This window comes from Serratia sp. OLAL2 (genome assembly GCF_002752475.1).
In the GTDB taxonomy this organism is placed as follows: domain Bacteria; phylum Pseudomonadota; class Gammaproteobacteria; order Enterobacterales; family Enterobacteriaceae; genus Serratia; species Serratia bockelmannii.
In genome coordinates this window covers 193756-219155 of the sequence record NZ_MSTL01000020.1, presented here as the reverse complement: position 1 = coordinate 219155, position 25400 = coordinate 193756, and the positions used below count along the sequence as shown (strand labels likewise).

The 25400-nt window shown below is 59.5% G+C and carries 22 protein-coding genes, 4 tRNA genes and 1 other RNA gene; 6 read left to right on the top strand and 21 right to left on the bottom strand.

The window, feature by feature from the left end; all coding sequences use genetic code 11:
* Window positions 1–3 precede the first annotated feature (3 nt).
* Complete coding sequence (corA, locus tag BVU99_RS22890) at window positions 4–954, bottom strand: magnesium/cobalt transporter CorA (RefSeq protein WP_004934262.1); 951 nt, start codon at window positions 952–954, stop codon at window positions 4–6.
* 444 nt (window positions 955–1398) lie between these two features.
* On the opposite strand from corA, the gene BVU99_RS22885 reads away from it, so the two are divergent.
* Entirely contained in the window at window positions 1399–1872 is a 474-nt protein-coding gene (locus BVU99_RS22885; RefSeq protein WP_049203606.1) for a WbuC family cupin fold metalloprotein, read from the top strand.
* A gap of 45 nt (window positions 1873–1917) precedes the next feature.
* On the opposite strand, the gene uvrD is transcribed toward BVU99_RS22885, so the two are convergent.
* The 6 genes from uvrD to BVU99_RS22855 form a co-directional block, all read right to left on the bottom strand.
* Complete coding sequence (gene uvrD, locus BVU99_RS22880) at window positions 1918–4080, bottom strand: DNA helicase II (protein WP_025304874.1); 2163 nt, start codon at window positions 4078–4080, stop codon at window positions 1918–1920.
* A gap of 78 nt (window positions 4081–4158) precedes the next feature.
* Entirely contained in the window at window positions 4159–4875 is a 717-nt protein-coding gene (yigB, locus tag BVU99_RS22875; RefSeq protein WP_025304873.1) for a 5-amino-6-(5-phospho-D-ribitylamino)uracil phosphatase YigB, read from the bottom strand.
* Window positions 4875–5786 (bottom strand): tyrosine recombinase XerC, encoded by a 912-nt coding sequence (xerC, locus tag BVU99_RS22870; protein ID WP_021504817.1) that lies wholly within the window; start codon window positions 5784–5786, stop codon window positions 4875–4877. Before xerC ends, yigB begins: the two co-directional genes overlap by 1 nt.
* On the bottom strand, window positions 5783–6496 hold the full coding sequence (locus BVU99_RS22865) for a DUF484 domain-containing protein (RefSeq protein WP_049209356.1): 714 nt from the start codon (window positions 6494–6496) through the stop codon (window positions 5783–5785). Before BVU99_RS22865 ends, xerC begins: the two co-directional genes overlap by 4 nt.
* Window positions 6493–7317 (bottom strand): diaminopimelate epimerase, encoded by an 825-nt coding sequence (dapF, locus tag BVU99_RS22860; protein WP_025304871.1) that lies wholly within the window; start codon window positions 7315–7317, stop codon window positions 6493–6495. Before dapF ends, BVU99_RS22865 begins: the two co-directional genes overlap by 4 nt.
* Before the next feature lie 71 nt (window positions 7318–7388).
* Window positions 7389–7595 (bottom strand): lipoprotein, encoded by a 207-nt coding sequence (locus tag BVU99_RS22855; RefSeq protein WP_004934241.1) that lies wholly within the window; start codon window positions 7593–7595, stop codon window positions 7389–7391.
* A 78-nt stretch (window positions 7596–7673) separates the two neighbouring features.
* On the opposite strand from BVU99_RS22855, the gene cyaY reads away from it, so the two are divergent.
* On the top strand, window positions 7674–7994 hold the full coding sequence (gene cyaY / locus BVU99_RS22850) for an iron donor protein CyaY (RefSeq protein WP_004934237.1): 321 nt from the start codon (window positions 7674–7676) through the stop codon (window positions 7992–7994).
* Between the two features lie 36 nt (window positions 7995–8030).
* Here the strand turns inward: cyaY and BVU99_RS22845 are convergent, their stop codons facing one another.
* Complete coding sequence (locus tag BVU99_RS22845) at window positions 8031–10583, bottom strand: class I adenylate cyclase (protein WP_019452546.1); 2553 nt, start codon at window positions 10581–10583, stop codon at window positions 8031–8033.
* A 316-nt stretch (window positions 10584–10899) separates the two neighbouring features.
* On the opposite strand from BVU99_RS22845, the gene hemC reads away from it, so the two are divergent.
* From hemC to hemY, 4 genes are read left to right on the top strand one after another with little or no spacing between them, the layout of a single operon-like run.
* Window positions 10900–11841: a hydroxymethylbilane synthase gene (hemC, locus tag BVU99_RS22840; protein WP_041037210.1), complete on the top strand. Its 942-nt coding sequence runs from the start codon at window positions 10900–10902 to the stop codon at window positions 11839–11841.
* Window positions 11838–12578 carry a uroporphyrinogen-III synthase gene (hemD, locus tag BVU99_RS22835; protein WP_049209355.1) on the top strand — a complete coding sequence of 247 codons (741 nt, stop codon included), beginning with the start codon at window positions 11838–11840 and terminating at the stop codon, window positions 12576–12578. The genes hemC and hemD overlap by 4 nt, the downstream gene beginning before the upstream one ends.
* Before the next feature lie 22 nt (window positions 12579–12600).
* Window positions 12601–13725: a uroporphyrinogen-III C-methyltransferase gene (gene hemX, locus BVU99_RS22830; protein ID WP_016929498.1), complete on the top strand. Its 1125-nt coding sequence runs from the start codon at window positions 12601–12603 to the stop codon at window positions 13723–13725.
* Window positions 13726–13728: 3 nt separating this feature from the next.
* Window positions 13729–14925: a protoheme IX biogenesis protein HemY gene (gene hemY / locus BVU99_RS22825; RefSeq protein WP_004934228.1), complete on the top strand. Its 1197-nt coding sequence runs from the start codon at window positions 13729–13731 to the stop codon at window positions 14923–14925.
* 704 nt (window positions 14926–15629) lie between these two features.
* Here the strand turns inward: hemY and BVU99_RS22820 are convergent.
* From BVU99_RS22820 to rfbA, 13 genes are all read right to left on the bottom strand, one after another.
* Window positions 15630–15758, bottom strand: a non-coding RNA gene (locus tag BVU99_RS22820) — RtT sRNA.
* Between the two features lie 35 nt (window positions 15759–15793).
* Window positions 15794–15870, bottom strand: a tRNA-Pro gene (locus BVU99_RS22815).
* A 74-nt stretch (window positions 15871–15944) separates the two neighbouring features.
* Window positions 15945–16031 (bottom strand) — tRNA-Leu (locus BVU99_RS22810).
* Window positions 16032–16072: 41 nt separating this feature from the next.
* Window positions 16073–16148, bottom strand: a tRNA-His gene (locus BVU99_RS22805).
* Between the two features lie 63 nt (window positions 16149–16211).
* Window positions 16212–16288 (bottom strand) — tRNA-Arg (locus BVU99_RS22800).
* 135 nt (window positions 16289–16423) lie between these two features.
* Window positions 16424–17827: an amino acid permease gene (locus tag BVU99_RS22795; RefSeq protein ID WP_025304867.1), complete on the bottom strand. Its 1404-nt coding sequence runs from the start codon at window positions 17825–17827 to the stop codon at window positions 16424–16426.
* Between the two features lie 366 nt (window positions 17828–18193).
* Window positions 18194–18934 (bottom strand): lipopolysaccharide N-acetylmannosaminouronosyltransferase, encoded by a 741-nt coding sequence (wecG, locus tag BVU99_RS22790; RefSeq protein ID WP_025304866.1) that lies wholly within the window; start codon window positions 18932–18934, stop codon window positions 18194–18196.
* Between the two features lie 14 nt (window positions 18935–18948).
* Complete coding sequence (wzyE, locus tag BVU99_RS22785; RefSeq protein WP_060448383.1) at window positions 18949–20316, bottom strand: ECA oligosaccharide polymerase; 1368 nt, start codon at window positions 20314–20316, stop codon at window positions 18949–18951.
* Window positions 20313–21398, bottom strand: coding sequence for a TDP-N-acetylfucosamine:lipid II N-acetylfucosaminyltransferase (locus BVU99_RS22780; protein ID WP_099816935.1), 1086 nt, complete (start codon window positions 21396–21398; stop codon window positions 20313–20315). The genes wzyE and BVU99_RS22780 overlap by 4 nt, the downstream gene beginning before the upstream one ends.
* Window positions 21395–22645, bottom strand: a complete 1251-nt coding sequence (gene wzxE, locus BVU99_RS22775) for a lipid III flippase WzxE (protein ID WP_099816934.1) — start codon at window positions 22643–22645, stop codon at window positions 21395–21397. The genes BVU99_RS22780 and wzxE overlap by 4 nt, the downstream gene beginning before the upstream one ends.
* 1 nt (window position 22646) lies before the next feature.
* Window positions 22647–23777 carry a dTDP-4-amino-4,6-dideoxygalactose transaminase gene (rffA, locus tag BVU99_RS22770; protein WP_049203642.1) on the bottom strand — a complete coding sequence of 377 codons (1131 nt, stop codon included), beginning with the start codon at window positions 23775–23777 and terminating at the stop codon, window positions 22647–22649.
* On the bottom strand, window positions 23764–24495 hold the full coding sequence (gene rffC / locus BVU99_RS22765) for a dTDP-4-amino-4,6-dideoxy-D-galactose acyltransferase (RefSeq protein WP_049295056.1): 732 nt from the start codon (window positions 24493–24495) through the stop codon (window positions 23764–23766). The genes rffA and rffC overlap by 14 nt, the downstream gene beginning before the upstream one ends.
* A complete protein-coding gene (gene rfbA, locus BVU99_RS22760) occupies window positions 24473–25354 on the bottom strand; it encodes a glucose-1-phosphate thymidylyltransferase RfbA (RefSeq protein ID WP_049295055.1) in 882 nt (293 codons plus the stop codon). Before rfbA ends, rffC begins: the two co-directional genes overlap by 23 nt.
* Window positions 25355–25400 lie beyond the last annotated feature (46 nt).

Below are 25400 nucleotides of genomic sequence, written 5' to 3'. Positions count from 1 at the left end.
GGGTTACAGCCAGTTTTTGCGCTTGAAGTACAGGTAAGGGGCCAGGCCGGCCAGGATCATCAGCGTGATGGCGCCCGGGTAGCCGAACGACCATTTCAGTTCCGGCATGAATTCGAAGTTCATGCCGTAGCTGGAGGCCACCAGCGTAGGCGGCAGGAATACCACCGACACCACCGAGAAGATCTTGATGATGCGGTTCTGTTCGATATTGATGAAGCCCATCGCCGCCTGCATCAGGAAGTTCACCTTCTGGAACAGCGATTCGTTGTGCGGCAGCAGGGATTCGATGTCGCGCAGCACTTCACGCGCCTGCTCCAGCTGGCCGGTCGGCAAACGCGCCTTGCGCACCAGGAAGTTGAGCGCGCGCTGGGTATCCATCAGACACAAACGCACCTTCCAGCCGATATCTTCCAGCTCCGCCAGCGTCGACAGCGCGGCGTCGTATTCGTCGCCCTGATGCCCTTCCATGATCACCCGGCTGAGCTGTTCCAGATCGCTGTAGATGTTCTCTATCTCGTCCGCCAGCTGTTCAATCTTGGTTTCGAACAAATCCAGCAGCAGTTCGTAGGCGTTGCCTTCGAGCATGGTCTGGTTGCGGGCGCGCATGCGGTACAGGCGGAACGCCGGCAGTTCACGCTCGCGCAGGGTATACAGGCGGCCGTCGCGAATGGTGAACGCCACCGTGGAGTTGCCGGCGTGATCTTCCGCATCTTCAAAGTAGAAGAAGGAGTGGATATGCAGACCGTCTTCGTCTTCAAAGAAACGGGCGGAGGCTTCGATGTCGTCCAGTTCGGGACGCGTCGCCAAGCTTTGTCCCAGCTCATTCTGCACGCGCTCACGCTCGCCCTCTTCCGGCTCGACCAGATCAACCCACAGCGATGACGTGAGATCATCCGAGTCGTCCAGTTCCAGACGGGACAAGCGGCGGTTATCTAATTTAAAAGCGCTCAGCATGTGCCAAAACTCCGTGAAGGTAACGGGTGCGGACAACGCGTTGAAGCACAGAAACAGAGGGGATGCGTATCACCGATTGTTTCAGACCATGAAGAGATCTGACTCATAGCGACACTTTGCGGGGTCGCCGACAACCACGAAGGCTATCAGCAAAAACGGAGAGCCTTAGAAGTTATACCTGCGGCGCAGGTCAGTGAGCCAGTATCTACTGGGTGTGTCCAAGGCGTCTGTCCTCAATGATAATAGTGCGCGCATGTTACGCCGAGAAGAAAAAGCCTGTCAACACGTTAGGCGGGATAATTGCGCAACAAATCATCACGATGATCAATGGCAGAAATGACGCTTAAACCGTGCTGAAAAAGTCGCGACGATCGCTTACCGCCACCAAGAATGTTGCTAAGATGACATCACCCTAATGGTACGACAAGCATGCGGATTTAAACGATGAAACAGATTACCGCCCATGAACTGACCGCGATGAGCGAACAGGCCGCCAGCGTGCCCCGCCTGCGCGCGCACCGCACCTTACACGAAGAGCTGAGCGACCCGGTGCAACGACTGGCGATCGCCATGGAGCCCGGCACCTATATCCGCCCGCACCGCCACCCGCAAACCTGGGAGCTGCTGACGCCGCTGCGCGGCCGCTTTGTGGTGCTGCAGTTCAACGATGACGGCGTCGTAACACAGCGCACCCTGCTTGGCGAAGAAACCAAAGTGCTGGAGATGCCGGCCTTTACCTGGCATGCGGTGCTGTCGGTCGATGCCGGCGGCGTGGTGTTCGAAGTGAAGCAGGGCCCGTATCAGGCGCTGACCGAAGAGGACTGCATGCAATGGGCACCGCAGGAAGGCGGCGAAGGCACCGAAGCGGTGATGCGCTGGTATGCCACCGCGCAGGTCGGCGATCGCTACCCTCACTGATAATGAACGATTGCAGGGGCCTGCCCCTGCAACTCTCCCCTCTCTTTATACCGTTTCCAGGCGAGCGTAGGCCGCCACCAGCCACTTGATGCCCTCGCCCGGGAAAGCGATCTGTAACCGGCTGTGCTCGCCGCTGCCTTCCAGATTGACGATGGTGCCTTCGCCAAACTTGGGATGGCGCACGCGCTGGCCCAGCTTGTAGCCGGTATCGTTCTCGCTGATCGGCGTGCCCATGCGGCGGTGATTGACCGGGCGCGATACGCTGGCGCGCAGGCGCACTTCTTCCACACACTCTTCCGGCAGTTCGCCGATAAAGCGCGACGGCCGATGGTAAACCTCTTTGCCGTACAGACGGCGCGTTTCGGCATAGGTCAGCGTCAGTTTCTGCATGGCGCGCGTTACGCCCACATATGCCAGACGGCGCTCCTCCTCCAGACGGCCGCCTTCATCCAGCGACATCTGGCTCGGGAACATGCCTTCTTCCATGCCGACGATAAACACCAGCGGGAACTCCAAGCCCTTGGCCGAGTGCAGGGTCATCAGCTGCACCGCGTCCTGATAGGCGTCGGCCTGACCTTCGCCCGCTTCCAGCGCCGCATGCGACAGGAACGCCTGCAGCGGCATCAGATCCTGATCTTCTTCCTGATAGCTGAACTGACGCGTCGCCGTCACCAGTTCCTCAAGGTTTTCGATACGCGCCTGCCCCTTTTCGCCCTTTTCCTGCTCATACATGATGAACAGCCCGGAGTCGCGGATCACCCGGTCGGTCTGCACGTGCAGCGGCATGTCAGCGGTTTCATGCGCCAGCGACTCCACCAGTTCGATAAAGCGCTGCAGCGCCGACGCGGCGCGGCCGGCCAACACTTTGTCCTGCATCAGCTCGCGCGTCGCCTGCCACAGCGTCAGCTGGCGATCGCGCGCCGCCTGGCGCACCACGTCGAGGGTGCGATCGCCGATGCCGCGCGTCGGGGTGTTGACCACGCGCTCGAAGGCCGCATCGTCGTTGCGGTTGGAAATGAGGCGCAGGTAAGCCAGCGCATCCTTGATTTCCTGGCGTTCGAAGAAGCGCTGGCCACCGTAGATGCGGTACGGCATCGCCGTCTGCAGCAGCGCCTCTTCCAGCACGCGCGACTGGGCGTTGCTGCGGTACAGGATGGCGCAGTCGTTCAGCGCGCCGCCGTTGTCTTGCCAGGTCTTGATGCGGTTGACCACGAAGCGCGCTTCGTCGAGTTCGTTGAAGGCGCAGTAGAGGGAAATCGGCTCGCCTTCGCCGCCTTCGGTCCACAGATTTTTGCCCATGCGCCCGTCGTTGTTGGCGATCAGGGTGTTGGCCGCTTTCAGGATGTTGCTGGTGGAACGGTAGTTCTGCTCCAGGCGGATGGTTTCCGCGCCGGGGAAATCCTTCAGGAAGCGCTGGATGTTTTCCACCTGCGCGCCGCGCCAGCCGTAGATCGACTGGTCATCGTCGCCGACGATCATCACGTTGCTGTTGCCGCCCGCCAGCAAGCGGATCCAGGCGTACTGGATGCTGTTGGTATCCTGGAATTCGTCCACCAGCACGTTGGTGAAACGCTCGCGGTAGTGGTTGAGGATATGCGGCTTGTTCAGCCACAGTTCGTGCGCGCGCAGCAGCAGCTCGGCGAAATCCACCAGCCCGGCGCGATCGCAGGCTTCCTGATAGGCCTGATAGATGCGCAGCCAGGTGGCCTCTACCGGGTTGTTGTAGGTCTCGACGTGCTGTGGCCGCAGGCCCTCGTCTTTCTTGCCGTTGATGTACCACATCGCCTGACGCGGCGGCCACTGCTTCTCGTCAACGTTCAGCGCCTTGATGATGCGCTTGAGCAGCCGCAGCTGGTCGTCGCTGTCGAGGATCTGGAAATCCTGCGGCAGGTTGGCCTCCAGGTGGTGGGCGCGCAACAGACGATGCGCCAAGCCGTGGAAGGTGCCGATCCACATGCCGCCCTGGCTGGTGCCGATCAGATGTTCGATACGGTGGCGCATTTCCGCAGCCGCCTTGTTGGTGAAGGTCACCGCCATGATCGAATACGGTGAGCAGTTCTCCACCGACAGCAGCCAGGCGATGCGGTGCACCAGCACCCGCGTCTTGCCGCTGCCCGCTCCGGCCAGAACCAACAGGTTGCTGCGCGGCGCCGCCACGGCTTCACGTTGTTTTTCATTCAGGCTGTCGAGCAGATCGGAGACGTCCATAGGCACCACTAATGGTTAAGGGAAAACCCGCCGGTGACGGGTTTTTCACTGGAAATTTATACAGAGTTCTGGCAGGGATTATAACAATGCTGTCAGCGATGCCAACTGCGAAATCTCAATATGCGGCAGCAAGCGGCTGTCGGCAGCCTGCATCAGGCAGCGTTGCCGATCGTTGATCCAACAGGCCTGCAGCCCCGCGCGCAGCGCGCCGGCCACGTCAGTGGTCAGATCGTCGCCCACGTGCAGGATCTGCTCGGGCGCCACGCCCAGCCGCTCAACGGCCAGGTGGTACATGTCCTGATACGGCTTGGCGCGCCCGTCCGGCCCGGAGCGCAACACGAACTGGAAATAACCGTCCAGGCCGCACAGAGACGGATCGACGTTGCCGTTGGTGATCGCCACCAGCGGGTAGCGCGCGGCCAACGCCTTCAGCGTGGCGTGGGTCGCTTCCGGCACCTCGATGCGGCTGCGCCACAGCGCGAAGTTCTGCATCGCCGCATCGGCCCCGATCGCCGCTTCGGCGTCGCGCAGCCCCTGCCGGCTCAGCGCCAGATGAATAGCGCGCCAGCGCCACTGGGTGACGTCATGGTAGATCTCCGGTTCCTGCTCGCGCAGCTCCTGGCGCAGGCGGTGGAAGTCCGCCGACTGAAAGCTGCTCAGGCCGGGGTGGTAACTCTGCAGGAAGGCCACCGATTGTTGTTCGGTTTGCCGGATCACCGGACGGTTATCATACAGCGTGTCGTCCAGATCGAAAGTCAGCGCCGCCAGCGGGCGCAGCGGGCGATAAAAATGCATCAGGATTTCCCCCGTTTGGCACGCGGATGCGCGGCATCGTACACGTTCGCCAGGTGTTGAAAGTCGAGGTGGGTATAAATTTGCGTGGTGGTCAGGTTGGCGTGGCCGAGCAGCTCCTGCACCGCGCGCAGATCGCCGCTGGACTCCAGCATATGGGTGGCGAAGGAGTGGCGCAGTTTGTGCGGGTGAATATGGCTGTTAACGCCCTGTTTCACGCCCCACTCGGCGAAGCGTTTTTGCACGTTGCGCGTCGAGATGCGCCGCCCCTGATTGGACAGGAACATCGCGTCGTCCTGCGGCCCAAACAGATCGCGCATTGCCAGCCAGTGTTCCAGCCAGGTGACGGCGGTGCGCCCGATCGGCAATTTACGCTCTTTGCTGCCTTTCCCCATCACCCACACCTCGCCGGCGGCCATATCGACATGGCGGCAATCCAGCCCCACCAGCTCGGAGAGGCGCAGGCCGGCGCCGTACATCACCTCCAGCATGGCGCGATCGCGCACCGCCAGCGGATCGTTGAGATCGATCTCCAGCAGTTGGTTCATTTCATCGACATCGATATTTTTAGGCAGATGGCGGCCGCTGCGCGGCGTGCGGATGCCCTTGGCGGGGTTGGCGTGCAGCACGCCCTGGCTGACCAGCCAATCGAGGAAGCTACGCAACGAAGAGAGCCGCAGCGCCAGGCTGGCGGACTGCAGACCGGCGCGTTTGCTGCGCGCCGCCAGCATGCGCACCCGGGCGGCGTCCAGCGCTGCCCAGTCGGTGACGCCGATCTCCTGCGCCAGGCGCATCAGCGCCGCCAGCTGGCGTGAATAGCTGAGCTGCGTCAGCGGGCTGAGTTGCCGTTCTACCTTGAGATAACGCAGAAACGCGTCCACCGGCTGCTGCAGGCTGGGCGCAATCGGCGTCATGCTCGTTCTATCCAGCGTTCCAGCAGCGCCGGCAGCATGCGCGCCAGTTGATTGAGCATCACCGTGCCCATGCCCTGCTGATAGTGTTGCGTATCGCGGCTGCTGAAGATCACCATGCCCAGCTCGCCGTCGTCGCCCAGCATCGACAGCGCCACCGAGCCAATCTGGCCGATCTGTTTGGCCTGCGGCAACAGCAGCAGCAGCTCGGGGCCGTTCAAGCCGCCGAGGTAGTGTTGTTCGCTGCCCAGCCGCTGAATGCGGAACGGCTCGAACGCCGAACGCGTCAGCGCCAGGTGGGTGAAATCGGAAGGCGCGCCGATATTCCAGCGCTCGGCGAACAGCCGAACCGTGGCACCGGCCAAACCGAAGCCGCGCGCCCAGCGCTGCAGCCGGTTGAGCATGTCCTGCAGGCTGTCGGCGGTGGCCAAATCGGCCTGCAGGTGCAGCAACCGGGCGAACAGCCCTTCGTTGGCGCTGGCCTGCTCCATCAACAGCGTGATCTCTTCTTCCAACCGTTCGATGTGATTGCGCTGGCGGGCCAGGTGCCATTCCACCAGCGAAACGGTGCCGCGCACCGGGTGCGGCACGCGCATCTGCTCAACCTGGCGCGCGTTGCGAATAAAGAAATCCGGGTTCTGCAGCAGGTACTGCATCATGGTGTCGTCATCCAGCGCCAGGCCGGCGACGCTCTGTTCTTCTACGCTTTTCATAGATGAATAAATCCGTCATAGACATGGGTTGCCGGACCGGTCATAAACAGCGGGTTGCCCGGCCCTTTCCAGCGAATATGCAGGCTGCCGCCCGGCAGTTCTACATGCACCTCTTCTGACAGCAATTCCTGTTGGATCCCCACCGCCACCGCCGCACAGGCGCCGCTGCCACAGGCCTGCGTTTCACCAGCGCCGCGTTCATAAACGCGCAGCTTGATGTGATCGCGGCTCACCACCTGCATAAAGCCGATGTTGGCCCGTTCCGGGAAGCGTTCATGCCCTTCCAGCACCGGCCCAAGCAGCTCCACCTTGGCAGTTGTTACATCGTCCACCTGCAAAACACAATGCGGGTTACCCATCGACACCACGCCGCACAGCACGGTATGTTCCGCCGCGCGCATGATGTAGGTCTTTTCAGCCTTAGTGGCGCGGAACGGCACCGCCTGCGGGTCGAAATTCGGTTCGCCCATGTTGACGCACACCAGATCGTCGTCGGTGACACTGAGCACCATGCGCCCGGTTTGGGTGCTGACACGGATGTCGCGTTTGTTGGTCAGCCCTTTCAGCCGCACGAAACGCGCGAAGCAACGCGCGCCGTTGCCGCACTGCGCCACTTCGCTGCCGTCGGCGTTAAAAATTCGGTAGTGAAAATCCAGTTCGGGATCGTAAGGCGGTTCTACCACCAGCATCTGGTCAAAGCCGACGCCCAGGTGCCGATCGGCCAACCGGCGGATCAGCTCAGGTGAAAAATAGACATTCTGTGTAACGGCATCGACCACCATAAAGTCGTTGCCCAGACCGTGCATTTTGGAGAACTGCATATCATACTCCGCTATCTGGACGCGCTATCCGTCTTGATGTTGCGGTGGCGCTCGCTACCGCAAACCGGGGTTTACTGGTCAACCATCGACGGTTTTTGCTGAGAGCCAGACTGCTCCTGCTGGTTCTTTTGCACCTGATCGCCCGTTTGCACCGGCGGCTTGGCCGGTTTCTGGCTGGCGGGATCGGCAGGCGGGAAGTAAAGCGGGCCTTTCAGACCGCAGCCGGCGAGGCCGGTAACCAGAACTGCCATCAGCGCATAGCGTAGTTGTTTTTTCATTTGCATTAATGCCTGTAATTCATGCGTCCAAGGTCTCTATAATCGCAGGTGGATCATGAAAAGCAATAGGAATTGAATATGAACGACAGTGAGTTTCACCAGTTGGCCGACCAGCTGATGCTGAATATTGAAGAGACACTGGACGATTTTGACGGCGATGCGGATATCGATTACGAAACCAATGGCGGCGTAATGACGCTGAGCTTCGAAAACGGCACCAAAATCGTCATCAACCGCCAGGAGCCGCTGCACCAGGTGTGGCTCGCCACCAAGGCCGGCGGTTATCACTTCAACTACCGCGACGGCGTTTGGCTATGCGATCGCAGCGGGCAGCCGTTTTATCAGCTGCTCAGCGAAGCGGCCAGCGCGCAGGCCGGCGAGGAACTGCATTTTTCCTGAGGCTAAGCAGGGCTCGGCAACCGAGCCCTTGCGGCGTCAATGCAGCTGGAACTGCTGTTTCAGCGGCTGAGCGGCGCCGTCGGCCACCGTCACGCACAGGCTGGACAGCACGTTGCTGCGGAACGGGATCACCTGCGTGCGCCCGTCGAGTTGCACGATCTGATAGAACTGCGGCAGATTGAAGTTGATGAAGCTGGAGCCGTAGGTGAAGCGATCGTGCGACGAGGAGTAGAAGCGGCTGACGTCGCGCACCAGCTCCTCTTTACTGCCCTCGCAGTGGTGATACACCTCCACCCGATTCGACTCATCCAGAATATAGATGTTGAAGCCCTTGTCGTCTGAGGTGTCTTCGAAGAAGAACTGGATGATCCCCTCGCTGGCGAAGCCGTCCACCACCGGCGGCAGATGCACCTGATCGGTTTCCACCTTGATAGACAGGCCGTGCAGCTTGTTGTTGGAGATGGCGCCGTAAAACTCCACCGCATTCTCCAGCTTTTGCACCGACACGCTCAGGCGCTCGAAGAACAGCCCCCAAGTCTGCCCGGCAACGCGCACCGCCTTGAAGCGGCCGGGTTCCAGCCGGGTACTGGACAGGCGCAGCTCGATGCACTCCGACACCAGCTGCTGGATACGGGTGCGGATCAGGCCGCGCAGGTGCTGGCTGTAGCAGAACACTTCCACCGACTCCGGCGGCGCGGCGTCCTGGTGCATTTTGCCGAGAATGGTCTTCAGCGCTTCCAGCACCGACTGCTCGCCGCTGAAATGCAGGGTACGCACTTCGTTCCAGGAGTTGCGATACAGCAGATCGATACTGCCCACCAAACACTGCTGCTGCTGGCCGAAGCTGAACACGTCCAGTTTGCGGAAATCGAAGTGCACCACCTGATTGCGGAAGGCGGCGGTCGGATCGTTTTCCAGATTGACGATGATGGCCAGATGGCGAATTTCGCACGGGCTGTACAGCGCTTTCGGCGTCGGCGCCGGCAGGCGCAGCGGGAAGTGATGAGAAACGTCGGCCACCAGCTCCTGCAGCTTGGCGGTGTCGCACAGGTTGCCGCTCTTGATGTGCAGGCGGGTCTGCGGCGTTAGCAGGCCGTTGAAATAGGCCCAGGCCACCAGCTTGTTCAGGTAGCGGTTATATTCCAGCGGCTGATGGCTGACGATCGAATCCATAGCCGGTGCCTGATTATACAGGTACCAGCCGGTGCGGTTGGCGCGGCCAACCGGCACGTGAATAAAGGTTAAATCGTTTTCCGACAGGTCCGGTGAGATCTGCGGGTTCACCAGCGTCACCTTGCCGGGCAGCGCTTCGAACGCCGCGTACAGTTTGCGGGTCAGCACGCCGATATCCTGCGGGCTGGCGCTGACGCTGAGGTTGTTGCGGCGAGCGAAACGGATCAGGTTGCGGTAGCTTTGCATCATCGCATCGAGCAGTTCGTTATGCGCTTCGCGCACCCGCTCGATTTTCCAGTTGGCGCGGTTATCCAGCATCGCCAGACGCTCTTCGCTCCAGCCCCACTCGCTGACCAATTGGCTGAGGATCTCGCGCCGCCAGCCGACGCAGGCCTTGGCCAGCGACAGCTTTTCACATACTTTCAGGTAAAAACAGCGGCGGGCCAGATCGAGGCGGGTGGTGTCGTTGATGTCGGTCAGGTAGCGGGTCACGCGCTCAAGCATCATGCAGTAGGCATCAAGCCCGAAGCTGACGATCTCACCCTGATGCAGCCGGTGTTTGATGTCCGTCGCCAGCAGTTGGGTATTGGGGTATTCCCAGGAATAGGCTTCCAGCAGCAGGGTCTTCAGCACCGCCTTGTAAGGCGAATCGATGCTCTTGTACAGCTGCCACAGGCTGGCGCCGAAGTACTCTTCCGCCGACAGCGAACTCAGGCCACCGAGATCCAGCCACTCGTTCGGCGTCAGCGCACCCTGCGCGTACAGCGACAGCACGTATTCATCGTAGTGCGCTTCTTCTTCACCCGGTACCATGTTCCACAGGATGCGTTTGCCAGCCAGGCGCACTGCGGTGCGATAGAATTCATCGAGCAACAGGATGTGCTGCGTCGAGCCGCAGTCTTCGCCACCCAGGCTGCCGCTTTCATTATGGCGGAAGCGGTTTTCGTCGATCAGGAAGAAGCTGACCTCCACCCCCATCGAGGCGGCCCACTTCTCAAGCAGGCTGCATTTTTGCTGCAAACGGGTGCGTTCTTCGTTGTCCAGCCAGGACTGGTGGCAGACCCAGATGTCGAGATCCGAGCTGCAGCTTTGGCCGATAGACGAGGTGCTGCCCATCGAGTAGACGCCGGTGATCGGCAGCTCGCCGCTGGCCGGCTTGTCAAACGGGCTGCCCCATTTGTCTTCTAAATCGTTCAGGTAATCTTGTTGAGTTTCATCAGGCGTGTAGAGGCAAATGCCATGGGGAACGTTACCGTTCAGGTAACCCGGCATCAGCGGGTGGTGGTGGTGCAGTAAGGTGGGCAGCAGACTGTATACCCGTTGAAACGCGGGCTTCATAGCCGCTAGGGCGCGATCGACGCGTAGCTGATTGATCGCATCCAGTCTCTGCTTCAATGTCTCGATGTAGAGGTACAAGACGTCTCGCCTGATTATCCCGGTGTTTAGAAAAAAACCCGTATTCCATAAGCGCCGTTAGTGTAAGAAGAATATTTGGCGACTTATTGCTGGAAACGTGATCAATTTAACACCTTGCTGATTGACCGTAAAGGAGGTAACGCTTCACAATTATTGTAGCGCTTCCCTAAACGATTTACCCGCAGTGTTAACTGCCCCAAAGCACATCACACGTCCCTTTGATTCCGTTGTCCTTTTTCCGCCTCCGGCTTCTTGCACTGACAGTATTGGCTCTCAGTGGTAGGATGGATGGCGAAATATAAAAACGGTAACAAGCATGTTAGACAAAATTATTCGAATTGCCACCCGACAAAGCCCGCTTGCACTCTGGCAAGCACATTATGTGCAGCAACGTCTGATGGCCAGCCATCCCGGCCTGCAGGTCGAGTTGGTGCCGATGGTGACGCGCGGCGACGTTATTCTGGATACGCCGCTGGCGAAAGTCGGCGGTAAAGGCCTGTTTGTTAAAGAACTCGAGCTCGCGCTGCTGGAAGGCCGCGCCGACATCGCCGTGCACTCGATGAAAGACGTGCCGGTCGATTTCCCTGCCGGCCTCGGTTTGACCACCATTTGCGAACGCGAAGATCCGCGCGACGCTTTTGTTTCCAATCGTTTCGCCTCGCTCGATCAGCTGCCGCAGGGCAGCGTGGTCGGCACCTCCAGCCTGCGCCGCCAGTGCCAACTGCGCGAACGCCGCCCGGACCTGATCGTACGCGACCTGCGCGGCAACGTCGGCACTCGCCTGGCCAAGCTGGACAACGGCGACTACGACGCGATTATTCTGGCGGTGGCCGGCCTGAAGCGCCTGGGGCTGGAGCAACGCATCCGCAGCCCGCTGAGCGCCGAAGAGTGCCTGCCGGCGGTCGGCCAGGGTGCGGTCGGCATTGAATGCCGTCTCGACGACAGCGTCACCCGCGCGCTGCTGGCGCCGCTGAACCATGCGGCCACCGAAACCCGCGTGCGCGCCGAGCGGGCGATGAACACCCGCCTGGAAGGCGGCTGCCAGGTGCCGATCGGCAGCTATGCCGAACTGGATGGCGACAGCCTGTGGCTGCGCGCCCTGGTCGGCGCGCCGGACGGCAGCCAGATGGTGCGCGGCGAACGCCGCGGCCCGGCCGCCGAAGCCGAACGGATGGGCGTTGAGCTGGCGGAAGAGCTGCTGGCGCGCGGCGCGCGCGAGATCCTGCGCGAAGTTTATCAGGGAAATCCGCCGGCATGACGATCCTGGTAACCCGCCCATCGCCTTCGGGAGAGCAGTTAGTGAGCCGGCTGCGCGCACTCGGCCGGGTTGCCTATCATGCACCGCTGATCGACTTCGCCCCCGGCAGCGATCTGCCGCAGCTGCCGCAGGCGTTGCAGCAGTTGAACGCCGGCGATCTGGTATTCGTGCTGTCGCAGCATTCGGTGAACTATGCCGACTCGGTCATCGGCCGCGCCGGACTGAGCTGGCCCGCTCACCTGGCCTATTACGCCATTGGCCGTACCACCGGGCTGGCGCTGCACCGCATCAGCAGTTTGCCGGTGGAATACCCGCGCGAACGCGAGATCAGCGAAACGCTGCTGCTGCTGCCGGCGCTGCAAAAACTGGCGGGCAAACGTGCGCTGATTTTACGCGGCAACGGCGGCCGCGAGTTGCTGGGCACAACGCTGAGCGAGCGCGGCGCCGACGTCAGCTATTATGAATGCTATCAACGCAGCCCGGTGCACTACGACGGCAGCGAGCAAAGCGCCCACTGGCAGCGTGCCGGTGTGGATACGCTGGTGGTGACCAGCGGTGAAATGTTACAACAGCTCTATACTTTAGTTCCTGATTACTATCGTTCTTCATGGCTGCTGCGTTGCCGCCTGGTAGTAGTGAGCGAACGCCTGGCTACCCTCGCCCGGGATTTGGGCTGGCGTACGATTCGGGTAGCTGACAACGCCGATAATGACGCGCTGATCCGCGCGCTACAATAATCTGACTATGGGATGTGCCACTATGACGGAACAAAATACCCCAGCCGCCCCGGTTGAAGAGCCAACCACCGCGGTTGAGAGCTCCCAGCAGCCAGCCGCTGCCAGCCGCAAAGGCAAGAACACCGGCCCGGTGCTCGGCGCGATCGCTATCGTGCTGGTCATCGCCCTCGGCGCGGGCGGCTATTACCACACGCACAAGCAGGCGCAACAGCTGATCGCCGCCAATCAGGCGCTGCAGCAGCAGCTTGAAGGCGTGAAGCAGAGCCAACAGCAGGAAAGAAATGCGCTGGAAGGCCTGCTGCAGCAGCAGGGTAAAACCCTGGACGCCGCCGATCGCGAGCAGGCGAATCTGGCGCGTCAACTGAGCGAGCTGCAGGAAAAAGTGGCGACCATCTCCGGCAGCGACGCCAAAACCTGGCTGCTGGCGCAGGCCGATTTCCTGGTGAAAATGGCCGGCCGCAAGCTGTGGAGCGATCAAGACGTGACCAGCGCCGCCGCGTTGCTGAAAAGCGCCGACGCCAGCCTGGCGGACATGAACGATCCTAGCCTGCTCGACGTGCGCCGCGCCATTACCGAAGACATCAGCACGCTTTCTACGCTGACCCAGGTCGATTACGACGGCATCATCCTCAAGGTCAATCAGCTGTCCAACCAGGTGGATAACCTGCGCCTGGCCGATAACGACACCGACGAAGCGCCGATGGATCAAAACAGCAGCGAGCTCTCCGGCTCGATCGGCGAATGGCGGCAGAACCTGGCCAAGAGCTGGCGCAATTTCATGGCTGACTTCATCACCATCCGCCGTCGCGATACCAGCGCCGAACCGCTGCTGGCGCCGAACCAGGACATCTACCTGCGCGAAAATATCCGTTCGCGCCTGCTGGTGGCCGCACAGGCCATCCCACGCCACCAGAACGAGACCTACAAGCAATCGCTGGAAACCGTCTCCACCTGGGTGCGCGCCTATTTCGACACCACCGATCCGGCGACCAAGGCTTTCCTGGAAGAGCTGGATAACCTGAGCCAACAGTCGATCTCGATGGACGTGCCGGATCAGCTGAAAAGCCAGCCGCTGCTCGAAAAAGTGATGCAGACCCGGGTGCGCAACCTGATGACCCAGTCCCCTGCCGCTCACCAGGAGGGTTAAGCCATGTTACGCGTGCTATTTCTGTTCCTGGTGGTGATCGCCAGCGTGGTGCTCGGGCCGATGTTGGCCGGGCATCAGGGCTACGTGCTGATCCAGACCGATAACTACAATATCGAAACCAGCGTCACCGGCCTGGTGATCATGTTGGTGCTGCTGTTCGTGGTGCTGCTGGCGATCGAGTGGATCCTGCGCCGCATCTTCCGTACCGGCGCCCGCACGCGCGGTTGGTTTATCGGCCGCAAGCGCACCCGCGCGCGCCAGCAAACCAAAGCCGCGCTGATCAAACTGGCGGAAGGCGACTATAAGCAGGTTGAGAAGCTGATGACGCGCAACGCCGATCACGCTGAACAGCCGGTGGTGAACTACCTGCTGGCCGCCGAGGCCGCGCAGCAACGCGGCGATGACTTCCGTACCAATCAATATCTGGAACGCGCCGCCGAAGCCGCCGACACCGATCAGCTGCCGGTGGATATCACCCGGGTTCGCATCCAGCTGGCGCAGGGCGAGAACCACGCCGCGCGCCACGGCGTCGATCGCCTGCTGAACCAGGCGCCGCGCCATCCGGAAGTGCTGCGCCTGGCGGAACAAGCCTATCTGCGCACCGGCGCCTACGCGTCGCTGCTGGAAGTGCTGCCGTCGATGCGTAAAATCGAACTGCACAGCGAAGAGCAGCTGCAGGCGTTGCAGCAGCAGGCTTACATCGGTCTGATGAATCAGGCGATGGCGGACGAAGGCAGTGAAGGCCTGAAGCGCTGGTGGAAAGATCAGAGCCGCAAGACGCGTCACGAGGTGCCGCTGCAAATCGCGATGGTGGAACACCTGATCGAATGCAACGACCACGAGCTGGCGCAGGAGATTGTGCTCGACAGCCTGAAGCGCCAATACGACGAGCGCCTGGTGCTGTTGCTGCCGCGGCTGAAGTCCGGCAACCCCGAGCAGCTTGAGAAAGCGCTGCGTCAGCAGATGAAACAACACGGCGCGACGCCGCTGTTAAACAGCACGCTGGGGCAACTGCTGATGAAGCACGGCGAGTGGCAGCAAGCGGCCGACGCCTTCCGCGAAGCGCTGAAACAGCGTCCGGACGCCTACGATTACGCCTGGCTGGCCGATACGCTGGAGAAACTGCATCGTTCGGATGAGGCGGCGCAGATGCGGCGTGAGGGGCTGATGTTGACGCTGAAACAGAACGGCGGCGAATAACGCCCTGCCCGAGAGAGAAGAGCGCGGCCCCGATGCCGCGCTTTTTTTTGCTCAGGGTTTTTCTGTGGCGCAAAAAAAACACTTGCCGTATGGCAAGTGTATAAAGAAGCAATCAGGTCTAGGACAACAGGGGCGGTGCCTCACTCAACGTTCTGCCCTGAGCGTGATGACGGGTTAGTCATCGTTCTCGTGGGCGATAGGCACCCTAAATCGGCTCTGCGTCATTCCCAGGGTTTATGAAGCCTAAGGCGAACATAAGAGGTGGAATGAGCATCTACGCTATAGATATAGCATTTGGCGTGCCAACTTTTATATTGAGTCCATCCCCATAAGAAAATAGAATTCAAGATATTGAAAATATTGATTTTTATTTAATTCCATCCTTTGCGTTGCAAACCACTTCCTGGCATTCCTTGCCAGCGGCCGTTATCAGGATGTCGCCTCAAAACGACGACTTAAGCCAAAGCCAACTTTATCTTTTTAAATCAATGAATTATTTGTCTCAACCTGACGACAGCGCTGGATGGCGTTGTCGCTGAAAACCAACACGCTTGCCAGCAGAGACAAAATGCCCATCCTTCGATACGCAAAAAACCCGCGCATTGCTGCACGGGCTTGTCGGTATTAGCTTCGTCATGCTGAGAAAACTTGCTCTCATAAACGGCAGATGTAAAAAAACCGACTTGCGTCGGTTTCTTTGAAAGTGGTCGGCGAGAGAGGATTACGCGCATCGTTGATGCGCGCCCTGCGGGCCGTTGCTAAAGCAACGTTGTCTCGCTTCGCGAGGCTCGAACCTCCTGCGGAGGTACTCATCCTCATAAACCGCAGACGAAAAAAAACCTGCTTTAAAAAGCAGGTTTTTCGAATGTGGTCGGCGAGAGAGGATTCGAACCTCCGACCCACTGGTCCCAAACCAGTTGCGCTACCAAGCTGCGCTACTCGCCGATTTGTGTTGCTCATACTACCCGATTTATCAGACCGTTGTCCATATAAATCTTATATTTATCAGATATTTTGCGTGGTGCGAAGAGAGGGACTTGAACCCTCACGTCCGTAAGAACACTAACACCTGAAGCTAGCGCGTCTACCAATTCCGCCACCTTCGCACTGTCACAAAATACTGCTAAATCTTCACTTCGTTAGGAAGTGGGGTGGCTAATGGGACTCGAACCCACGACAACTGGAATCACAATCCAGGGCTCTACCAACTGAGCTATAGCCACCATTACTACTTCTTCTTACTCACGCGGTAATATTACCACCGCAGCTCCTGCGCACAAACTTAATGGCGCGCCCGACAGGATTCGAACCTGAGACCTCTGCCTCCGGAGGGCAGCGCTCTATCCAGCTGAGCTACGGGCGCGTAGCGCCGTTGCGGGAGGGGATACTACGGATTTACGCCAATCCTGTCTAGTGCTTTTTCGCAGAAATGTTGCGTTTGATTACGCTTTGCTCACTCCTGCGCAGGAAAGCGCACTCCGTAGCCCCTTTTCACCGTTTATTGCCGCGTTTCTACCCGATTTTCAGCCGGATGATGTTTCTTATGCATACCGAAAGCGAAGTAGCACAGGCTGACGCCGGCTAAGAAAATCGCCCCGACCAGCAGGGAAATTCGCGTATCTGGGTTGATTCCCATGCCGACCAGCACGCAAACCAGAAAAGCGATGGTCAGATAGTTCACATACGGGAACATGATCGACTTAAAGCTGTGGGTTTTGATCGCTTCCTTATGGGCACGGCGGAAATAGAGCTGGCTTATCAGCACCACGAACCACGGCACCATGCCCGGCAGCACGCTGGCGCTGTAGACATACACGAACACCTGCTCCGGATTCGGGATAATGTAGTTCAGCGCGGACCCCACCAACAGACAGGCGATGGTGACGGCGATGCAGTTCACCGGCACACCGCTGGCGGAAAGCTTGGTCAACGCCGCCGGCAGTTGGCGGTTCTTGGCCAGGGCGTACAGCATGCGGCCGCCGCTGTACATGCCGCTGTTGCAACCGGAGAGCGCGGCGGTCAGCACCACAAAGTTGATAATGCCGGCGGCGGCGACGATGCCGATCTTGGCGAAGGTCAGCACAAACGGGCTGCCGGTGGTGCCGATGCCGTTCCACGGGAAGATGGTCACGATGACGAAGATTGCGCCGACATAGAAGATCAGGATGCGCCACAGGATATTGTTGATCGCGCGTTTCAGCGTCACCTGCGGGTTCTTGGCTTCCCCGGCGGTGATGCCTACCAGCTCAACCCCCTGATAGGACGCCACCACGATGCACAGCGCAAACAGGAAGCCTTTCCAGCCACCGGCAAAGAAACCGCCGTGCGCCGTCAGATTGGCGAAACCGATAGGCTCACCGCCGTTGCCGAAACCGAAGAAGATCACCCCCAGCCCCACCAGAATCATCACGATGATGGTGGTGACCTTGATCATGGCGAACCAGAACTCCAGCTCACCGTACAGGCGCACCGCCGCCAGGTTGGCCAGCGCCACCATCGCCACGGCGATCAGTGCAGGCACCCACTGCGGTATTTCCGGGAACCAGAACTGCACATACACCCCGATGGCGGTGATCTCAGAAATACCAACGGCGATCCACATAAACCAGTAACCCCAGGCGGTCAGGTAACCGAAGTAGGGATTCATGTACTTATGCGCGTAAACGGCAAACGACCCGGCGACCGGCTCGAGGAACAGCATCTCCCCCATCGAACGCATAATGAAAAACACGAACAGCCCGGCGATGATGTAAGCCAGCAGCACCGACGGCCCGGCCCATTTCAGCGTACTGGCCGACCCCATAAACAGGCCGACGCCGATGGTGCCCCCCAGAGCGATAAGCTCGATGTGCCGGGCCTCAAGGCCCCGGTGTAGCCCTTGCGGTTTCTCTTTGTGTGCCATAAATCCTCAATAATTTTTCTCGGGTTGTGTTTGCCTGCCGGCCGCTGCCGGTCGTTATTGTCATTATTAAAAGAATAAATCATCCCCTGCCGTTCGGGTTGGCATCAACGGGTAGTCGGAGCGAAGTTACCGTGAGAAGAACATCGTTCAGCGCTGTCGCATCAGGCTTCAGCGGCCGGGGATAATTTCCGGGCGGTATCGTTTCGCATTTCGCCGCTATAAGCAAACCGCAATTTAAAACTTTATGGAATAAATGCGGCTGCGTTTAGGGCTGGGGGTTATAGATATGCGGGAGAAACGTGCAAAAGCAGATTATTGGTACAGCAGACCAGAGCGGAACAGCACTTTCCGCCCCGGATGTAGAGGTTACATCTTGCCGCTGTAGTAGTAGCCGACAAACTTCAACAGCTTCAACTGCCGGCCGATGCGGCTGGGCTGGCTGAGCAGGCGGTAGAGCCACTCCAGACCTAGGTTCTGCCACACCTTGGGCGCACGCTTCACGTGGCCGGTAAAGACGTCGTAGGTGCCGCCCACGCCCATGTACAGCGCCTGCGGATGCACCTTGCGGCAGTCGCGCATCAGGATCTCCTGCTTCGGCGATCCCATCGCCACCGTCACGATAGCGGCACCGCTGGCGCGAATACGCTCGAACAGCGCCTCACGTTGCTCCGGTTTGAAATAGCCATCCTGGCTACCCACCAGGTTGACATTCCACTGGCTGCGCAGCTTTTGCTCGGTTTCCGCCAGCACCTCCGGCTTGCCGCCGACCAGGAAGACCGGCGTGCCTTCACGACCGGCGCGCTGCATCAAGGCTTCCCACAGATCGGCGCCCGCAACGCGCGAAACGTCCGCCGCCGGGTATTTGCGGCGAATCGAGCGCACCATGCTGATGCCGTCGGCGTACTTGTACTCCGCCTCATCCAGCAACGCATGCAGCGCCGGGTCCTCTTCCGCCTTCAGGATCTTTTCCGCGTTCATGGCCACCAGCGTGCCCTGTTTGACCCGGCCGCCGTCGAACAGAAAGTCCATGCAGTGCGCCATATCGCGAAAGCCCCACAGGCTGAAACCGCGCAGCTCATACTGCGGCACCGAAATCTTTGTTTCCATCGTTCTCATTACCCTTACAAAAGACCGTCCGCCCGTGGGGGAGAGGCCAGCGCGCGGGCGCGCGTCACTCTGGCCTTGATGAGCCCGGCGGTATCGAACAGCCAATACAGCAACTTCGCCAGCACCAGACAGGCGCCGAAAATAATGCAGAAGAACACCACGCGCGAAACGAATGAGTCCACCCCTTCGCGCGCCAATACGATTATGTTGAACACCGCGCCGAAGCAGAATCCTTGCAGGATAGCCGCCTTATAGCGGTTCGGCTCGGTTTTGCCCAACTCATACAGCCAGTCGAACCACTTGATGATCATGCCCACCAGAATCGCGCCGAGCGGGATAAACAGCGCGCCGCCCATCACCACCAGCGAACCGATCAGCGTCGGGGATATCGCCAGCCCGGAGTGATTGTTCAGCACTTCCCAGGTGAAATAGTTGGCCGAGTTCAGCACCACGTCCGGCCGGCCCGGCCATAGCCACGTTGGGATAAAGACGTAGAAATCGCGCAGGATCGGCGCCAGGCCCTGGAAATCGATCTTGTCGTAATTTTGCAGCAGCAGCGCCAGATTTTCCCACGGCGAGAAAGTATCTCGGGTCAGATAAAGGAAGGTATAAAACGCTTCCGCGCCGCTGACGTCCAGGCTGTAGCGCTTCAACGCCAGCCAGAACATGCCGACCACACCGAATATGCCCGCCGCCGCCAACATCCACAGCGTGATCCAGCCGCGCACGATACCGATAAACAGGAACAGCGCGAAGGCGATGATGATATTGGCGCGGGTGCCGCCGACGATGACGTAGGTCAGAATGCCGAACGCCACCGTCGCCACCAGGAACAAGAACCAGGCGCGCAGATCCTGCCGCAGGAAATAGACCACCAGCATCGCCGGAATGAAGAAGTAGAAGAACCGTTTGAGCGCCACGCCGGACACGTCGCTGGAGAAGATCTGGCTGTAGGAATTGAGCTTGAACAGCAGGAAGCCGTTCTGCATGAAGAAGATACCCACGGTCCCGATCGCCACCAGGGCCAGAAGCACCCAGGTCATATGGGTTTCCACCCGGTTCATGGTGAACAGCGTCGCACGCGGCTGAGAGCGGCGCTTGCGCAGCCGGGTCTTGTAGGTGACGTAATAGATGGCGTAAAACGCCGTCGCCGACAGCAAGGCGTACAGCAGAAACTCCACCGGTACCACCTCGACGTCAAACTGAAACACTAGCAGACAGGTCAGCGGGAAGCCGAAATAAAACGTCAGCAAATACAGCAGCGAGAAGAAGACGTTGAAGTTAAAGCGCACGCGCCGAAACTCCTGGTAGGTCAGCGTCAGAATAAACGTCAGGCTGACCAGGTAGACGACGAACAGGCCGCCGAATTGCGCCAACGTCATGAGTGCTCTCCCGCCGCCAGCGCCAGAGCTTGCTGCCAGCCGTCGACATAGTTCGGATTGAAGAAGGCGATCGCCTGTTTATCTACCGCCGCCAGCTGACGCTGCGCTTCGCGCACCACCGCCTCGTCGAGAGAATCGCCGTAGAACAATACTGGCAGGTGCTGTTCCGCCAAGTCCTGCCAGAACGGGTTTTGCCGGCTGAGCACGAAAGGTACGCCAAACTGAATCAGCAGGCACAGGGTGCCTATCCCCTGCTGGCGATTGAAAATGAAATAGCCGAGATCGCAGGCGCGCAGAATATTGAGGTAGTCTTCAAATGCCACCTGCTGCGTGAGCAGCTGCAGATTTTTCTCGCCGAACAGCGGCAATCCGGCGGCACGCACCTGCTCGATGTAAGCGTCGTTATTGGCCGGATAGCCCATCGGCAGGATCACGCGCACGTCGGCGCCGAACTGCTGATGGATCGCCTGCAGTGCTTCGATATGCCGATTGCTGCGATCGCCGGAGTTGCCCACCAGAATCGTCATCGGCCCGGCCAGATTTTTCTCGACGTGAACGTCGGTCAGCGCCGGATCCATGCGGGTCGGGAAGTACAGCAGCGAAGCCGGTACCCGCGCATGGCGCTGCTGGTAGTGAATCACGTCGCCGCGGGTAGCAAATACATTCCCCACCCGCCCCTGGGCAATGCGGCGCAGCAGATAAAACAGCCTGAATTTCCAGCTGGTGGCGTCTTCGTACAGATCGGCGCCCCAAATATGCCAACTGATCTGACGCGCCTTGATCTTGCCGCTCAGCAGCGCCAGCCACAGCCCCGGATTGAACTGGCCGTGCAGGAAGAAGCGCGCAGCGCGATCGGCCTGGGCGCGGGCGATCACCGCCGCCGCCAGGCTTTTCTTATCGGCGTAAGGCTCAATATTCAGGGCGGGGAAATCCCCCAGTGCCGCCACATCCTTGGCCGCCACCATAAAATGCCGCGTCTGCTCAGCCGGCAAACGCGGCGCCAGCACGTCGTTGAAGAAGCGCAGCACCGTCTGGTTATGATGCGGGATATCGGATCCCAGAACGTGAATCAGTGTGGTCATACTCGTCTACGATAAATAAGAAACACGCAGCTACAGAGCGCGAAATACACGATGTAGGTTGCCATATAGGCCTGAGCCGCCCCCAGCGCGCCGTGCTGCGGGATCAGCCAGTGCGAGAACAGCGTCAGCAGCAGAAACTGGCTGACTTCCGTCAGGATATAAAAGCGCAGCGACGCTTTAGCGATCACCAGATAGCCGAATACATAAGCCCCGACTTTCAGCACGTCGCCCACCAGTTGCCAGGCAAACAGATCGCGCATGGCGACGAATTTATCCGAGAACAGCAGCCAGATAGCGAAATCGCGCAGCACCCAGACCGTAAAGCTCGCTGCCGCTACCGCCGGCAGCACGAATTTCAGCGAGCGCACGATCTCCCGCGAGATGGCGCCCTTGTCCGTCAGCCGCGACAGCGTCGGCAGCAGATAGACGGTAAACGAGGCGGTGATAAACTGCAGATAGGCATCGGAAATGCTGCTGACGCCTTGCCAGATCCCCACCTCATCCCAACCGTAATGCGCGGCCAGCAGGTTTCGCATCATGACGTAGGCCACCGGCAGCGTCACCGAGGTGATCAACGCCATGACAGTGAATTTGCCGAGGTTACCGGCCACCCGTTTGTCCCAACGCAGCGCCAAATAGCGCAGCGGCAGCGTTTTGCGCCGCCACAGCATCAGCCCGGCCGGCAGCACCACCAACGCCGGCACCAGCGCCAGCCCCGCCAGCGCGCCTTCATAGCCACCCAGCTTGAAGCACAGGTAATATGCCACCACGCCGATCAGGCTGCCGCCGATCACCGCCAGCGCATTGCCCATCGCGTCGCGATAGCCTTTCAGCACCGCCATGAACAGGTTGGCGTAGGCGATGCCCATCTGAATGAAAGCGACGGCGCGCATCACGCCGACGTAATCGGCATGCCCGAACAGCCCGATGCTGATCGGTTCGGCGGCGAACAGAAACACCAGCGCCAGCAAGGTCGAAAAGCCCAGCACGATGCTCGACGCGGTACCGACCGCCAGGCGCAAACGCTGCGGATCCTGATGGTACTCCGCAACGTATTTGGTTATACCGTTAAAAATACCCGCGCCGGACAGCACGCCCAGCACGGTGATCAACTGGCGAAAGTTACCCGCCTGCCCCACGCCGCTGGGGCCAAACGCTACCGCCAGCAGTTTCACTACCAAGAGCCCCACGCCAATTTTGATCAGCGTGGAGCCGGCGGTCCATATCGATGCTTTTGCCAACGACATATCAGGCAAAGAAGCTCAGGATGGTATTGATTACCGTACGCTGATTGACATCAGACATATTGTAGAACAGCGGCAAGCGCACCAGACGCGCACTTTCCTGCGTGGTGTAACGATCTTCGCCGGCAAAGCGGCCAAACTGTTCGCCGGCCGGGCAGTCATGCAGCGGGATATAGTGGAACACGGCCATGATTTCGGCTTCCTTCAGGTAGTCGATAAAGGCCGTGCGCTCTTCGATATCACGCAGCTTGATATAGAACATGTGCGCGTTATGCACGCAGTCGGCTGGGATGCTCGGCAGTTCGATGCGGCCGGCCTTTGCCAACGACAGGAAGCTGTCGTAGTACTTCTGCCACAGTGCCAAACGGCGCTGGTTGATGCGTTCCGCCACTTCCAGCTGGCCCCACAGGTAAGCGGCCTGCAGGTCAGACATCAAATAGCTGGAACCGATGTCGCGCCAGGTATATTTATCGACCTGGCCACGGAAGAACTGGCTGCGGTTGGTGCCTTTCTCGCGGATGACTTCCGCCCGATCGATCAGGGCCGGATCGTTCACCAGCGTCGCGCCGCCTTCGCCGCCGGCGGTGTAGTTTTTGGTTTCATGGAAGCTGAAGCAGCCGATATGGCCAATGGTGCCCAATGCCTTGCCTTTGTAGGTCGACATCACACCCTGCGCGGCGTCTTCCACCACGAACAGGTTATATTTCTTCGCCAGCGCCATGATGGTATCCATCTCGCAGGCAACGCCGGCATAGTGCACTGGCACAATCGCGCGGGTTTTATCGGTGATCGCCGCTTCGATTTTGGTTTCGTCGATGTTCATGGTGTCCGGACGCAGGTCGACGAACACCACTTTGGCACCGCGCAGCACAAAGGCGTTGGCGGTTGAAACGAAGGTAAAGCTCGGCATGATCACTTCGTCACCCGGCTGAATATCCAGCAGGATGGCGGCCATTTCCAACGACGCGGTGCAGGAAGGCGTCAACAACACTTTCGCGCTGCCGAAACGCTGTTCCATCCACTGCTGGCAGCGACGGGTAAAGCCGCCGTCGCCGCACAATTTGCCGCTGCCCATGGCAGCCTGCATATATTCCAGTTCAGTGCCAACAACCGGTGGAGCGTTAAATGGAATCATGTCTACCTCTGTATAACCAGTACGCGGTGCTTTCAATCACGGCACCCTGTCGTTGATAGAGTCGTAATGCGGCGATATTGCCTGTCTGGGTCGCGACCCGCAGGCGCTGCATTCCTTGCCGCCGACATTCGGCCAGCGCCGCAGTCATCAGCCGAGTGCCAATGCCCCGGCCTGATACGCCGGGGAAAGCCGCCAGCAGGCCGATACGCATTTCCTGGCCGCCAATGTCACGCAGGCTGACAAATCCCTCTGGCCGCCCCTGTTCGTCCAGCGCCAACAGGCACTGATGATCGAAGGTGCCCAGAACGGCCTTTTCGATCCACAAAGCATAAAACCGGCCGCTGTCATCAGGTTGATACCAGGGGGTACGAAAGCGGCTGACGGTGAACGCCTGAGCCGCCGCGGTGCGCAATGCCGGGATATCGGCTTCTGCCGCCAGGCGGGACGTCTGGGCGACGAAACCCGGTTCAACCACGTGATCATGCTCAAGAGCCAGAACCAGATCGACCTCGCCCTCAACCAGGCGAAATCCCAAATCAGCCAGACCGTCCGCCAACGCAAGGTGCTGAGCGGGGACTTTGGCCTGCACCAAGGCATAAGCCGCCAACTCGGCCTCAGCCAGAACCGGGGCTGAGGATGAGAAGCTGAGTTTCGCGCTGTCTAGCGCGAAAAACTCGCTTTCCCACGCCAAAGGCTCAATAATGGCGTGGACGCACATGCAGTAAATCCAGCAAATACTTGCCATAGCCCGTTTTGGACAAGGAGTGGGCGGCACGTTTGACGCCCTCATCATCCAGCCAACCGTTGCGCCAGGCGATCTCTTCCAGACAGGCGATTTTAAAGCCCTGACGTTTCTCGACCGTCTGCACGAAGCTGCTGGCTTCTAGCAGACTGTCGTGAGTCCCGGTGTCCAACCAGGCGAAACCACGTCCCAACAGCTCGACGGTCAGTTCACCGCGCTCCAGATACATCTGGTTGATGCTGGTGATTTCCAGCTCGCCGCGCTCGGAAGGCTTCACCTGCTTGGCAAACTCCACCACTTGGCTATCGTAGAAGTACAGACCGGTCACCGCCCAATCGGATTTCGGTTTCTTCGGCTTTTCTTCGATCGACAACGCACGGAAGTTATCGTCAAACTCCACCACGCCAAAGCGTTCAGGATCCATGACCTGATAACCGAATACGGTGGCCCCCTCGGTGCGGGCCGCGACGGTTTTTAATTTCGGGCTGAAAGATTGGCCGAAGAAGATGTTATCGCCCAACACCAGGCAGCAAGAATCGCCGTTGATAAACTCCTCGCCGATCAGGAACGCCTGGGCCAGGCCTTCAGGCTTAGGCTGCGCAGCGTAGCTGAGATTGATGCCGAATTGTTCGCCGTTACCCAGTAAACGCTCGAAGGACGGCAGATCTTCCGGGGTCGAGATGATCAAAATATCGCGGATCCCCGCCAGCATCAGTACCGACATCGGGTAATAGATCATCGGCTTATCGTAAATCGGCAACAGCTGTTTCGAGACTCCGCGGGTAATCGGATGTAGACGCGTCCCGGAACCCCCAGCCAGTACAATACCTTTCATACTTGCTCCCAAATCCGCAGTGCCTTATAAAGACAGCACTGCGCTA

Coding starts and splice junctions, on each gene's coding strand:
- xerC (WP_021504817.1), bottom strand. CDS start 5,786: ATGACGCCGATTGCGCCCAGCCTGCAGCAGCCGGTGGACGCGTTTCTG.
- BVU99_RS22855 (WP_004934241.1), bottom strand. CDS start 7,595: ATGAAAAAACAACTACGCTATGCGCTGATGGCAGTTCTGGTTACCGGC.
- rfbA (WP_049295055.1), bottom strand. CDS start 25,354: ATGAAAGGTATTGTACTGGCTGGGGGTTCCGGGACGCGTCTACATCCG.
- hemX (WP_016929498.1), top strand. CDS start 12,601: ATGACGGAACAAAATACCCCAGCCGCCCCGGTTGAAGAGCCAACCACC.
- dapF (WP_025304871.1), bottom strand. CDS start 7,317: ATGCAGTTCTCCAAAATGCACGGTCTGGGCAACGACTTTATGGTGGTC.
- BVU99_RS22795 (WP_025304867.1), bottom strand. CDS start 17,827: ATGGCACACAAAGAGAAACCGCAAGGGCTACACCGGGGCCTTGAGGCC.
- rffA (WP_049203642.1), bottom strand. CDS start 23,777: ATGATTCCATTTAACGCTCCACCGGTTGTTGGCACTGAACTGGAATAT.
- uvrD (WP_025304874.1), bottom strand. CDS start 4,080: ATGGACGTCTCCGATCTGCTCGACAGCCTGAATGAAAAACAACGTGAA.
- hemY (WP_004934228.1), top strand. CDS start 13,729: ATGTTACGCGTGCTATTTCTGTTCCTGGTGGTGATCGCCAGCGTGGTG.
- yigB (WP_025304873.1), bottom strand. CDS start 4,875: ATGCATTTTTATCGCCCGCTGCGCCCGCTGGCGGCGCTGACTTTCGAT.
- wecG (WP_025304866.1), bottom strand. CDS start 18,934: ATGGAAACAAAGATTTCGGTGCCGCAGTATGAGCTGCGCGGTTTCAGC.
- rffC (WP_049295056.1), bottom strand. CDS start 24,495: ATGTGCGTCCACGCCATTATTGAGCCTTTGGCGTGGGAAAGCGAGTTT.
- BVU99_RS22885 (WP_049203606.1), top strand. CDS start 1,399: ATGAAACAGATTACCGCCCATGAACTGACCGCGATGAGCGAACAGGCC.
- wzxE (WP_099816934.1), bottom strand. CDS start 22,645: ATGTCGTTGGCAAAAGCATCGATATGGACCGCCGGCTCCACGCTGATC.
- hemC (WP_041037210.1), top strand. CDS start 10,900: ATGTTAGACAAAATTATTCGAATTGCCACCCGACAAAGCCCGCTTGCA.
- BVU99_RS22865 (WP_049209356.1), bottom strand. CDS start 6,496: ATGAAAAGCGTAGAAGAACAGAGCGTCGCCGGCCTGGCGCTGGATGAC.
- cyaY (WP_004934237.1), top strand. CDS start 7,674: ATGAACGACAGTGAGTTTCACCAGTTGGCCGACCAGCTGATGCTGAAT.
- wzyE (WP_060448383.1), bottom strand. CDS start 20,316: ATGACGTTGGCGCAATTCGGCGGCCTGTTCGTCGTCTACCTGGTCAGC.
- hemD (WP_049209355.1), top strand. CDS start 11,838: ATGACGATCCTGGTAACCCGCCCATCGCCTTCGGGAGAGCAGTTAGTG.
- corA (WP_004934262.1), bottom strand. CDS start 954: ATGCTGAGCGCTTTTAAATTAGATAACCGCCGCTTGTCCCGTCTGGAA.
- BVU99_RS22780 (WP_099816935.1), bottom strand. CDS start 21,398: ATGACCACACTGATTCACGTTCTGGGATCCGATATCCCGCATCATAAC.